Genomic DNA, 13,006 nt, shown 5'->3' with positions numbered 1-13,006 from the left:
TACCTGTCATCTGAAGCAATAAAAAGACGCTCATTCCCGATGCCAAATTCAGGAATAAAAGTGCCACTTTGTACGCCAGCACCCCCGCCAATAGAAGCTATGAGTGCTTGTTAACTTCAAGGTAAATAAAGGCGCTGGCTGTTAACTTTTAGGCCTAGCAATGCTGCTGCAACCACTGATAGAGCATTTTCTTGGGCATTGCCCCAGACTGCCTAGCAAGCTCTTTACCATTTTTAAAAATAGCCAGTGTCGGGATTGAGCGTATATTAAAGCGCGATGCCAATTGTCCTTGGTCCTCGGTATCTAGCTTGGCAAAACGCAGCTGTGGCTCCAGGGAATTAGCCGCTTCAGCAAAAGTTGGCGCAAAGCTTCGGCAAGGCCCACACCATGGCGCCCAAAAATCTACCACCACCGGCAGTTCTGACTTATGGACAATGGCTGAAAAATTGTCACTATTTAAAACTATCGGCTTGCCGGTGAACAAAGCCTTTTTACACTTACCGCAAGCTGGTCGCTCATTAATGCGCTGCTCTGGCACTTGGTTTAGCTGCAAACAATGGGGGCAAGCAATTTTCATTATCTAAACTCCTTGGGTAAAGCGACTTCAAAATAAGACTCTAGTTAATAGCAGAACGAATACGGCAAGCTTGATCACTGCTCTAAGATCCCAGCAGATCATAAGAGGGCGACTGTTCTTTGAATAAACAATTGTGTGCGCTTAACAACTACTGAGCAATCAGCCCAGCAAGTTCTCAATATGTTCATCTAAGCCATCACAGAGAGCCTCGATCGCTTGCTGGCGAGAGCTATCATTAACAGTCCTTGGCTCTTTGACTAGCTCATCAATAAGCTTGTGCGACTCGCTATGCTTTTTAATTAATTGCTCAAAAACGCTGATATTTCGCTCTTTATGACGCTGCAACCAATCGCAAAAACGACAGTGGGCCGACTCTAAGAGAGTGAACTCGTGGGGTTCGCCACTGTGCAAAGCGCGTTTTAGCTGGCGCCGCCAGGCCCCGTGCTCCACTGCAGCCGCTATTAGGGGCATTTGATTTGAGGGTATTGGGCTTAGCTCTGCCCAGGATGGCGGTGGTCGCCACTCTTGATACCACGCAGGCAAGGACTCCGCCGGCATTGGTTTGGCAATACCAAAACCTTGGCCAAATTCGCAGCCCAAGCGCAGCAGCAGTTTGCCATGCTCTATGGTTTCAACACCCTCAGCAATGACTTGTCGCTCAAAAGCACGGGCCATGCCTAAAATACCGAGCAGGATCTTGAAGTCCTCAGGTGCATCGAGCACGTCTTGCACAAAGCTCTGATCAACTTTAACCGTGCTCGCAGGCAAGCGCTTAAGATAAGTGAGTGAAGAGTAGCCTGTGCCAAAGTCATCTAGGGACACACTTACACCCATGCGGACACAAGTGTTGAGCAAGTCAGTCACTAAGGCTAAATCCTCTAGGGCACCGGTCTCCAAAACTTCTAATTCAAGACGGCCTGATGGAAGCTCGGGATAGAGCTTTAACAGCTCCTCGATGCGCCCAGCCAGATCCAACTGATGCAGTTGTCTTGCACTAATGTTAACGCTCACGGGTATCTCTAGACCTGCTTGATGCCATTTGGCGGCTTGAGCCAAAGCTTCTCGCAGCACCCAATCACCCAAGGTCTCCATGAGACTATGTCCCTCTATAAATGGCAGGTACTGCCCAGGGAGAAGTAGTCCAAGCTCAGGGTGTTGCCAGCGCAACAATGCCTCGGCGCCAATAAGCTCGCCACTGCGCATATTCACCTTAGGCTGATAGAGGAGAAAAAACTCGCTCTTATCTAAGCCCTGTTCGACTCGATCAAGCTCCCTGTGAAGGCTGCGCATGGAGCGGTCATGCTCAGGGTCAAAAAGCTGAAAGCGCCCTTTGCCAGCCAACTTAGCTTGATACATCGCCTGATCGGCCTGGCGCAGCAATTGGTCAGCTTCTAAGGGCTCATCTTGAGGGTAAAAAGTGACACCTATACTGGCGCTGACCTTAAGTAAGTTGCCCTCATAGGATACCGGTTGCGCCGCCACTCTAAGCAGACGACGCAGCATAGGCTCGGCCTCCTCTAGAGTATGTTGACCTACCAGTACTGCCACGAACTCATCACCACCCAAACGGGCCAAGGTATCAGTTTCTCTGGTTACCTGACGCAGCCGGTGGGCCAATGTTATCAGCAAGTGATCGCCCGCCTCATGCCCGTAGCGGTCATTGATCTCTTTGAAGTTATCAAGATCTAAATAAACTACTGCAAGCCGCCCGCCATAGCGGTCTTCATGAAGCATGGCTTGCTCGAGTCGTTCAGCAAAAAACACACGGTTGGGTAACTCAGTTAGGGCGTCATAATGAGCCAAATACTCCAATTGCCGGTCGTGCTCTTTGAGCTGAGTAATCTCACTAGAGATTCCCAAAATACCAACAATTTCACCGGCGTTATCTCGCATGGGCGTTTTAAGTTCTAAATAGACTCGTCGATTGCCATCGCTATCGCGAATCACCACTTCCTCAGTGTTGTGCTGGCCGGTAATCACCCGACGGTCAATCGCAGATAAGCGATCGGCGGTATCTTTGGGGAAGAGATCCTTATCTACACGACCGATTATTGACTCAGCATCAAAGTCTACGTTTTCAAGAGCTGCGCGATTAGCGTAGGTATAACGGAGATCTTTATCTTTGATGTAGATAATTGCCGCAACATGATCGAGGGCGGTACGAAAGCGCTGCGCCTCAGTGTGGGCAGCACGAAGCGCAAACTCAGCCTCTTTACGCTCGGTGATATCTATAATGACACCGTACCACGTGACCCCACCCTCCTGATCTCGATGTGGCAAAGCATCGCCAAACAACCATCTATCTTGTTCAATACTAGGCAGGCTAACTCGATACTCATGGCGCCAAGGACTGAGGTCCTTACTCGATTGCAGTATCGACTGCTTCAGCTCTTTTAAGTCATCGGGATGGATCACAGAGAAGGCAGGTGTCGCATCATGACGCACAGTTTCTGGAGTGCCACCGTAGACATGGCTTATTCCTTCGCTAGCGAAAGGAAAGCTCATATGACCATTGGCTTCGAGACGAAACTCATAGACCATTCCAGGAATGCGACTGGCAATAGTCTGCAAACGGGTAATAGCCTTCTCAAGCTGTATCTCACGTTGCTGAATAGTTTCACTTAACTCTTCACTCATCCGCTGAGCACGGACTCGCGTACCCTGCAAGGAGGCAATCAGAGCACAGAGTAAAAAGGTCAGGATTAGACCGCCGAACAAGATTAACCAGGCTTCGGTCTGGTCCAGTACGGCATGCGGATCACGGTAGTTAAAGCCGAACAACCAGTTGCGGCCTCTAAAATCTATCTGCCGCCATTGCGAGGAACTGGCGAGCTCATCATCCAATGCAGTGTTGTAAAAAAGCAGTTTATCTGCTCTGGCCTCAGGACCGTCATAGATGTGTAGACTGATGGCGGAGTCCTTACTCCAGTCATACTCACGCAGAATACCACCCACCAAGTCGCGCATACGATAAGGCATATAAGCCCAGCCAAGTAACGCAGCGCGGCGATCGGCAATGCTATTTAAGGGCATGGAACGATGATAAACCGGCACATACATCAATGCAGCGGGCTGACTATCAGCACTGCTCTCTGTCACCAATTGGAGCTTAGCCGTTAGTGCTGCCTGCCCTGTATCACGAGCCTGCTCCATGGCGGCACGGCGAACTGGCTCGGAAAACATATCGTAGCCTAATACGTAGCGGTTAGGCCCCTTAAAAGGCTCCAAGTAATGGACTAGCGCATAGCTAGAGCGAATACCAGCAGGCTGAACTGTATAATCGTCAAAACCTTCTTCTCGTATTGCTTGAAGATGTGCTGCAAGGCGCTCTTGCGGTACATGCAGGGCAAAGCCAATTCCCTCAACATCTATAAGATGATGCGGCCCCTGCAAATGCCCAACATAGTCATACCAGTCATTACGCTCAACCTGATCTGAGGCGCTCCAAAAGGCTGCTGCACCACGCAATATCAGGGCATAGGCATCGAGTCGCTCTTCAATGCGCAGTGTTACTTGGCTCGCAGTATAGGCTAGCTCTTGATTGGCTTCTGCCTCAGCAGCATTCCTAGCCCGATCAGCCGCAGCCAGTGACAGTGCAACACCCAGCACTGCGACCAACCAAAGCCAATATGGGATATGAAGGTAAGACGCAGGTGCCATAGCTGATGTCTCTTTACTCATTAAGAGTTCTTAACCAGTATGTTACAGTCAAACTTCTCTCGGCTCGACAGGAATGCCCATCTAAATCTCGTAGTAGTGCGCTGCCGATAGTTATGCTTAAAGCTGATAAGTTATCAATTTAGAACAAGCGCTATGAGTGCCAGCCTGAGCTCGGCAATGGATATCCTCTGAGGCCTCAGGCGGTAAAAGCTTATTGGTCTTTAGTGCCATTGGTGGAGCTGGCATAAAAATCTTCTAAAATGGCCATAGCATCCTCCGCCGTATCGACACGGCTAAAGAGCTGTGCATCTTCTGAGTTGATAAAACCCTCTTCTACCAAATAGTCGAAATCAACGACCCGTGTCCAGAATTCACTTCCCACCAACACAATCGGGATTGGCGTCATCTTGCCAGTCTGTATCAAGGTCAATACATCAAAGAGCTCATCGAGGGTTCCGTAGCCTCCTGGAAAGGCCACCAGCGCTCGTGCTCGGAGTAAGAAGTGCATTTTTCGCAGCGCGAAATAATGAAACTGAAAAGCCAACTCAGGACTAATATAAGGATTAGGTTCCTGCTCAAATGGCAGAGTAATATTTAAACCTATCGAGCGGGCACCCGCTTCAAAGGCCCCCCGATTGGCCGCCTCCATAATGCCGGGGCCACCGCCAGTGACAACAACAAAATCGTTGCGCCCCTCTTTTTGAAAGCGGCAAGAAATCAAAGAAGCGAAGCGCTGAGCCTCGTCATAATAGCGAGCCTGCGCCAGCCGGCGTCTAGCTATGTTTTTGGCTTCAATATTTTTCTCGGCATCACCACAGGGGGCGCTGGCAATCTCTGCCTCCAGCTCAGCCAGTTCACTCTGCGCCCGCTCTGGAGCAATAACTCGAGCACTTCCAAAAACGACCACAGTTGAACTGATCCCCTGCCGACGCAGCTCAGCTTCTGGTTTAAGCAGCTCTAAGTGCAGACGTAAGCCACGAAGGTCCTCGCTCGACAAAAAGTCGAGGTCCTGATGTGCTAGGCGATAGGAATCGCTGTCTTTAATCGCACGTCTTAAGGCATCGCGATCATGCTCAGAGTTTTGTAGCTCACTCACCGAAGCAGCTCCTTTTTTACTCGGACTGTTTACCATCGACTAATACTGTAAGGCATGCAGGATGTGATCTGAAAGATCAGCCTGTGAAGTATCTCGATAAATCTTAGCCCCACTCCCAAGCAGCGCGCTGCAAAAGCTCTGCAGCAGCATCCTCAGATAAGAGACGCGAAGTACGTTTGGCAATGTACCAGCGACCATCTTGGCGGCTCAGCTGCCACTCATTGATCCCTAAACGCATCAACTCAGGCCGCCCAGCATTATTGTGATAGAGCCGAGAGTAGCCGGTCGCTCGTGCCTTGTCGCCGTCGACATCTACCGTCAAAGGACCAACGGTATGGGCACAGCCGGGTAACAGCGACTGGTGCATATCAGAGCTCAGCATATCGCTGATTGCCTGGTGGCCATGCATTTCTAGATCAGTATCTGGGGCATCACTGTCGCGGCCAGAGCGCGGGGCGGAAACGACATAAACAGCATTCGGGAGATGGCACTCCAAAGCGCTTTGTACATCGCCACAGTCAGCAGCCATTCCGTATCTGGCCACGAGATTACGTATGGCCAGCTCATCTTCAGCGCGCTGTAGGCGTCGCTCCAAAGCATCGATCCTATGTTCTGACATTTTGTTTCTCCTCAAAAAAAAGGCGGGGCATCTCTGCCCCGCCTGTATCTAAGTCGCCGCTTAGAAAGTATAGCTCAGGTTCAAGTAGAACATACGACCACGGGGGTCGTGGACCTTAGTATCGTAACCCAACAAATCAACCACAGTCGGTGGCTGTTCGTCGGTGACGTTAACCGCACCTACTGCGACCGTCGCACTACCCGAGCCCAGTTCTTCGAACTCATAGGCATAGCGTAAATCAAGTGTCGAGTGGCTGTCGATCTTAGTGTTGTTGCCATCGTCCACATAGCTGTCGGTATAACGCAGGTAGGCTGCCGCGCTGTGTGAACCCTGCATCCAAGTGAGGTTAATATTACCCTGCCACTCCGGCATTGAGCGGGCGAAGTTCAGCTTATTGCGGCTGCCCACAGCATCAACCTTCTTGGAGTTGGGGCCTTCGCGCAGGTCATAGCGATTCATCCAGCTCCAAGTACCACCAAAGCGGAAGTTACCCATGTCCTGTGGTGAGAAGCGATAAGCCCAACTCATATCCAAACCATCGGTCTCAGCCGAGGAAGCGTTGATAAAGTCAGTCTTCACAAAGGTAATCAAGTTACTAGCTGGATCACGTACCACACGGCGCTGTGCATCAGTGCCGCTTAGACCAGCTAGCGTATCAGCAGCTTCCTGAGCTACGACCACGTCAGGGATTTGCTTCACGATCAAGTCATCGTACTTGAAGTACCAGTAGTCTAGGCTGAATTCCAAGCCATCTGAAGGCTCCCAGGTGACACCAGTATTGAAGACATCGGCTTCCTCTGGCTCCAGATTCGGGTTACCCAAAGTCTGTACTGAGCGGTACACCGTGCTATCTGTCAGGGGGTCGTACATGTTGGCCTGAGTGGCCTGGGTGGCGATAGTCTGAAACAATGAAGGCGCGCGGAAAGCCGTACCCACACTGCCGCGGACCGACCACTGATCATTGGGGCGCCACAACAGAGCCAGCTTAGGATCTAAGCTGTCCAACCCGGAACCGTAATCTTCATAGCGTGCAGAAGCCTGCATTTCTAAGGTATCGCTCAGCGGAATATTGAATTCACTGAACAGCGCGTAAACATCTCGGCTGCCACTGTAATCAGGGCCACCAAACAAGTTAAGGAAGGCCCTGTTGTTGAAGTCATCACTCCAATCGTGAGAGAGCTCCTCATCGCGATAGTGCACACCGAAGGCTGCCTGTACCGTGCCTGAGCTGATCTCCATGAGGTCGCCAGAAACGATAGCGTCTACTGTATAAAGGCTAGTTTCACCGCGCAGACCGGTGGTGCCAAACATGTCGGCAATCACCGCGGGATCATCTTTCGCATCGTAAAGCGGGTTCCAGTACTGATTGTTGTTGGGACCGCCGCGACCTTCCAGAGCCGCAACTGCGCGCTCTTCTAGTACATCGCCCTTATCATAAAAAACTTCCTGCTCACTGTAGCTGGCATTAAGAGTCCAGTACCAACCTGAGCTAAAGCTACCATCCAAAGAGCCCGCTATACGCGTGGTCTCATATTCGTTGACAGCAAGCGAAGGGCCGGCATCGGCACCTAAAACTCGACCGAAGAATTGCACATCTTCACCCCAGAGGTTACCGGGGTTATGCGCTGGCACGGTGGGGAAGAAGGTCGCGAAAGGGAATGAGGGCGAAGCGATGACTTCTACTTCTGTGTCGCTGTAAGAGACTTCCAACTTACCCGTTGTGGTTTCATTGAAGTCATGAGTGACCTTGCCAAATACCTGCCAGCGCTGTTCTTCAGGACTGAGATCAAAGTACGGCGAGTAATCGAAGCCACAGAAGCCATTGGAACGGATGAAGCCGCCAGTTACGCCACAGGCTGGATCGACCTGAAAACCTTGGCTAGTCAGGAAGGTACCGGGTTGTCCAAGGCCAGAGAGCGCCGTCCCTTCAGTGAATTTGCGTTCGTTGGATTGCAGCGGATCGCGGTCAAAATAGCTCGCGGCGAGCACTAGGTGTGTGGCCTCGTTACCACCCCCCCAAATTACACCCAGCTCGCTGTCTGAGTGACTACCGCTATCGACACTCTGGTACTTAGCCTGAATTTCAAGGCCTTCAAAATCGTCGCGGGTTAAGAAGTTCACTACCCCGGCCACGGCATCGGAACCATAGGTCGCTGCGGCGCCGTCCTTAAGGACTTCGATGCGCTCTAAAGCAATAAAAGGTACCAGTGAGTTAGTATCGACAAAGCTGCTGCCGTCGGTTGCGGCCACAGCACTGAGGGTTTGGCGCTGACCATTGATCATCACCAAGGTTGAGCCCAAGCCGAGGTTGCGCAGGTTGATATTAGAAGTACCACTGGTCAGTGGCTGGTTCAGGTTGTCCACCTGAAACTCTGCCCCAGAGTTCTCCGGGAGATTCTTGATCACATCGACAACCGTCGAGGCGCCCTGATCCATCATATCGGAACGGCTGACTACCGAGAGGGGCGAAGGTGTATCAAACTGGCTCTTGCGGCGAATGTGGCTACCGGTAACAACCACTTCTTCCAGGGCCGGGCCCTGTTGCGCCTGAACTGCCTGTGCCATGGGCAGGAGGGTAAATCCTGCAAGGGCGAGTGCAGTTGAGGTGGTGAAAGAAATTCTGGGTCTTTTCATTTTGTCTCTCCATGTTTGGGTGAAACCCAGCAAGGAGACGAAACTGGAGGAACTTCACCCCCCCTGTAGTGAAAAGACTTAGATGCGCCAGTTTAACTCAACATACCAGAGGCGTCCTCTGGGATCATGTGTTCGGCTATCGTAGCCCAGAAAGCTCTGGACTGATGGCGGGTCTCGATCAGTCAGGTTTAAAACTCCCGCACCAAGAGTCCAGCCCTCGCGGGTCCAGCGGTAGTGAGCATCCAAGGTCGTGTTACTGGCGATATGCTTATTATCATTGCCCTCATCTAAGTAGCTCGACACATGATTGAGCTGCAAACGGCCTCGCTGTGACCCAGTGCTCCAATCGAGATGCAACTGCGCTCGCCAGCGTGGCATCGCGCTCACCCCCGGCAAAGTGCTATTGAGGTAGCCAAGCGCTTGGCGTTGCGAATTACGGGCTTGATCTTTGACACTGTACCCACCTACCCAATTAAAACGGGCCGAGGACGACAGCTCAAAGCCCTTGAGTAATAAGCGCCGCTGCAGCTGAGCGTCCAGCCCCCAGGTGCGCAGTGAAGCACCATTCACAAAAGCAGTGGTCACTCGTTCAATTTGTCCGGTTAATGGATCCCGATCGACACGCGCCTGGGCCGCGGGGTCACCTCTTAGCGCTGCATCCACTATACGCTGAGCGGGCTCCTTGAAGATCAAGTCATCGATCGCGTAGTGCCAGATATCCAGATCCAAGCGTGTAGCAGAGCCCTCGCCTAAGCTGAGGCCAGTGGACCAGGCATCAGCAACCGCAGCGTCTAGATCGCGAGAACCCTCTGCGACACTATTGACAAAAATCGGCGTATTTACTGTTTGCGGATCAATCACAGCAGTACTAAAAGACTGCTGAGCGACACGCTGAAATAATGTGGGAGCTGCAAAGGATCGGCTCCAAGCAGCACGCAAGGCCAGCGGCGCAGTGGGCCGCCAGTGTAAAGTCAAACCGGGTGACAGTACGCCCAAGCGACCATCGTAGTCCTCATGGCGTAGCGCCAGCTCCATGGTCAGCGCTGGACTGAAACGCTGGTGCCATTCAGCAAACATCGCACTCACGCGCTGACTGCCGCCAAAATCTGGCCCGCCACCTAAGGTAAGGAAATGCCCATCATTAAAGGCCTGTCCAAAACTGTGGCGCAGGCTCTCACGGCGAACCTGAAAACCCAAAGCCACCGCATGCTGCCCCAAAGGGTTGCTGTACCAATCTGTCGAGGCCAGCATCTCGGCCACTGTCAGCGTGGAGCGACCTCGCATACCCCAGTCAGCCAACAGGCTCTGCAGCAGCGCTGGGTCGTTATCACTGCCATATAAGGGGCTCCAATACTGCTCAGCATTACTGCCGCCCCGCCCTGCCAGTGCAGCCTCTAACTGCGGCAGCAGAGTGTCGCGGCGCTCATAATCCACGTCATTGCGACTGTGGGTAATACTGGCTCGAATAGACAGCAATGGCATGTGCCGTTCAATCTCAGCCGAGATAAACGCGTGCTCATAACTACTGTCAGTCTGCGAGGCTGCCGAGTCTACCCCTAAAATTCGTCCATAAAAAAGCGCCGGTTTCGAGAAAGGGTTGCCCGGATTGTGGGCCGGCACTTCGGGAATATGGCGTGCAAATGGAAAAGATGGAGAGGCTCTTACCGCCACATCAGCTCGATTATAAGCCAGCGTTAAACTAGCCTGCTGCGTAGCTGAAGGAATGTTTTCCAGCCGGGTCCACAACTGCCAGCGCTGCTCCTTTGGTGTGAGATCAAAATAACCAGAGATATCCAGTTGGCAAAAGCCAGTCTCGGGATCTAGAAATGAATTCCCCACCCCGCAAGCTGGATCTGCAAGTACTTGGCCGTCACTGACAAAGGTACCGGGATAGCCTGAACTGCTAAATGCCGTTTGCTGGGCAAACTCGCGGTCTGCAGTCGGCAGGTCACTGCGATCCAAGTAAGACAATGCACTCAGCCAGCGGAGCTGGCCTTCCCGCCACCACTTGCCCGCCAAAGCGGATAACTGGCTGTCGGATTGATCCTGAGTATCTGTCGCCTGATGGCGCACACTCAGCTCCAGCCCTTGAAAGTGCTCACGAGTCTGCAGGTTAACCACACCTGCGACCGCATCACTGCCGTAAACTGCAGAAACCCCACCGTGCACCACATCGATTCGCTCCAAGGCAATAGCCGGCACTAGGTTGCCCACATCGACAAAGGTCTCACCCTCAGTGGTCGCCACCGCGGCTCGCGCAGGCCGCTTGCCATCGAGCAGTACCAGCGCTGCACCGAGGCCAAGGTTGCGCAGATTAAAACTCGTCGCACCTGCGGTGAGTGGCTGATTGAGGTTGTGTACTTGAATTTGATTACCTGCAGTCGACGGCAACTGGGCCAACAACTCGCTCAATTGCGCGGCGCCAGAAAACTCCATATCACTTCGATCTAGACGGATGAGCTGCAAGGGTAAGCTCTTCTGTGAGCCGCCCCGGGGAATATGACTGCCAGTGACCAGCACCTCCTCCTTAGGCCTGGCGACTAGTGCTTCGCTGGTCGCTGAGGGTAGCGCTTTGGCTGACAACACCACAGCACCCGAAGGAGCAAAGTGGAAGCTAAGAGGCAGATCTTTGAGTAGGAGAGTTAATGCCTCGCTAAGGCTTTGCCTGCCGTTTAAGGCAGGGGCCTGCAAACCCTCGGTCAGCGCCGAGGCAAAAAAAACGGGGCGCTCAAAGACAGCCGAGAGCGCCAGTAGAGATTCAGATAAGGCTTGAGCGGGTAGCGTAATTTGGCGCGCGGGCGCAGCAGGCTCCACAGCCTGCATCGGTTCACTAAAAACCAAGCACAGCAAACACGCAAAAGGTGCCAGCCAGCGCCCTAGCATCAAGGCGCGCCCAGCAAGACTCGTTCGGAAGTTCTCGTCACTCGGGCGGGCAGAGATAGCTCTATCGCTTCAAGTACTGCAGGCACATCGGCAAAGTTATCGAAAGCGCCAGTGACCCGCTGACTGGCCAGGCGGGTATCGGCAATAAGGATCGGCACCGGGCTGTAACGGTTTAGGTCAGCCACCACCTCAGCCAGTGGGCTATCTCTAAATACTCTGCGCCCCTCGCGCCAGCTGGCAATTTGATCGAGCTGGTAATCCTCTAAACGATACAATTCTGTCTGGCTCAGTTTAAGGCGCTGCCCGGCGCTTAAAGACTCTTCATGGGAGCCTCGCGATACGGCAACCTGGCCCCGCAATACAGCGACGGTAATTTGATCGCCTTGACGATGAATACTGAAGGCCGTACCCAGCACTCGCACCGTGCCCACGCCAACATCTATCAAAAAAGGCCGCTGCCTATCTTGGACGACATCAAAAAATACTTCGCCGCCCTGGAGCAAGACCCGGCGCTGGTCGGCATCAAACTCCACACTGAGCCGCGATCGTGCACCGAGCTCAAGCGCCGAACCATCCTCTAGTGATACTGAACGATGCTCTGCAATCTGCGTGGCGTAGTGCCATTGACTGGCTGGGCTTGGCAAGCCAGAAAGGTTTTGCCACAGCAAAGTGGCAGTCAACATCACCGCAGCCAAGGATGCGGCCAAGGCCAGTGGCAACCAGGGCCTCAGCTTTGGCGCTGCCACCTCGCTTTCTAACCATGCGCTTTCTGGCAAGTGGTCAAGCTCCTGCCACAGCTGCTGTAGCTCAATGAACTGACGGCGGTGCTGCTCTGAACGAGCCAACCAAGCTTCGAGTGCCTTTTCATCCTCTACCCCAGCCTCTCCTGAGCTCATTCTCAGTAGCCAATATTGGGCTTCTTCGCGTACTGTCGCGGATGAACTACTCATGCTTTGCCCCAAGCTCTTTATCAAGCTGGCGCAGAGCCTTCATCATGTGCTTCTCTACCGTACTCACAGTGATGCCAAGGTGGATTGCCACTTCTGAGTAAGTCAGCTGCCGCACTTTGTGCAGATAAAAAACCTGCCGTCGGCGCTCTGGCAAACGCCGCACAGCAGCCTGTAGTGCTTGCAGGCGCTCTTTATTAAGCAGAGTAGCTTCAGGGCCTGGCGCCGCCTCATCAGGCGCATCTGTTTCGTCGAGGTAGATAACATTTTGCTGCCGGCCCCGCGAGCGTAGCTGGCGCAGGCGGTCCACCGCCAAATTGCGCGCCGAACGCAGCAGATAAGCCACTGGAGCATCTGCATTGCGCAAACCAGTGCTAGCGCCTTCACTCGTCATCATGCGCAGAAAGGTGTCCTGCACGACATCATCTGCATCTTCAAGTGTGTCCACAGTAGTGCGGACATGGCGCTGCATCGAAGCTCGATGCTTCGTGTACAGATCCTCTAAATGTGACTTATCTTCCATTTTGCGAAGATTACCACACTTCGAATCGAGCCATTGAGCCTCATAGAGCTTAGCGGTCAACATTGGC

At 52.9% G+C, this 13,006-nt stretch carries 8 protein-coding genes; all 8 read right to left on the bottom strand.

The window, feature by feature from the left end:
- Window positions 1-154: 154 nt before the first annotated feature.
- A complete protein-coding gene (gene trxC / locus H2508_RS01770) occupies window positions 155-577 on the bottom strand; it encodes a thioredoxin TrxC (RefSeq protein ID WP_182168692.1) in 423 nt (140 codons plus the stop codon).
- Window positions 578-736: 159 nt separating this feature from the next.
- Complete coding sequence (locus H2508_RS01765; protein WP_182168691.1) at window positions 737-4,258, bottom strand: EAL domain-containing protein; 3,522 nt, start codon at window positions 4,256-4,258, stop codon at window positions 737-739.
- A gap of 190 nt (window positions 4,259-4,448) precedes the next feature.
- Window positions 4,449-5,333 carry an LOG family protein gene (locus tag H2508_RS01760; RefSeq protein WP_328799281.1) on the bottom strand — a complete coding sequence of 295 codons (885 nt, stop codon included), beginning with the start codon at window positions 5,331-5,333 and terminating at the stop codon, window positions 4,449-4,451.
- 103 nt (window positions 5,334-5,436) lie between these two features.
- Window positions 5,437-5,952: a nuclear transport factor 2 family protein gene (locus H2508_RS01755; protein ID WP_182168689.1), complete on the bottom strand. Its 516-nt coding sequence runs from the start codon at window positions 5,950-5,952 to the stop codon at window positions 5,437-5,439.
- Between the two features lie 60 nt (window positions 5,953-6,012).
- Complete coding sequence (locus H2508_RS01750; RefSeq protein ID WP_182168688.1) at window positions 6,013-8,586, bottom strand: TonB-dependent receptor plug domain-containing protein; 2,574 nt, start codon at window positions 8,584-8,586, stop codon at window positions 6,013-6,015.
- A gap of 78 nt (window positions 8,587-8,664) precedes the next feature.
- A complete protein-coding gene (locus tag H2508_RS01745) occupies window positions 8,665-11,469 on the bottom strand; it encodes a TonB-dependent receptor domain-containing protein (protein ID WP_182168687.1) in 2,805 nt (934 codons plus the stop codon).
- Entirely contained in the window at window positions 11,469-12,419 is a 951-nt protein-coding gene (locus H2508_RS01740; protein ID WP_182168686.1) for a FecR family protein, read from the bottom strand. The genes H2508_RS01745 and H2508_RS01740 overlap by 1 nt, the downstream gene beginning before the upstream one ends.
- Window positions 12,412-13,002 carry an RNA polymerase sigma factor gene (locus H2508_RS01735; protein ID WP_182168685.1) on the bottom strand — a complete coding sequence of 197 codons (591 nt, stop codon included), beginning with the start codon at window positions 13,000-13,002 and terminating at the stop codon, window positions 12,412-12,414. The genes H2508_RS01740 and H2508_RS01735 overlap by 8 nt, the downstream gene beginning before the upstream one ends.
- Between the last annotated feature and the right edge of the window lie 4 nt (window positions 13,003-13,006).

It is taken from the genome of Sediminihaliea albiluteola, from assembly GCF_014077625.1.
In the GTDB taxonomy this organism is placed as follows: Bacteria; Pseudomonadota; Gammaproteobacteria; order Pseudomonadales; family Halieaceae; genus Sediminihaliea; species Sediminihaliea albiluteola.
The sequence above is the reverse complement of the archived record's forward strand: the minus strand, read 5'-3'. Positions and strand labels throughout refer to the sequence as shown.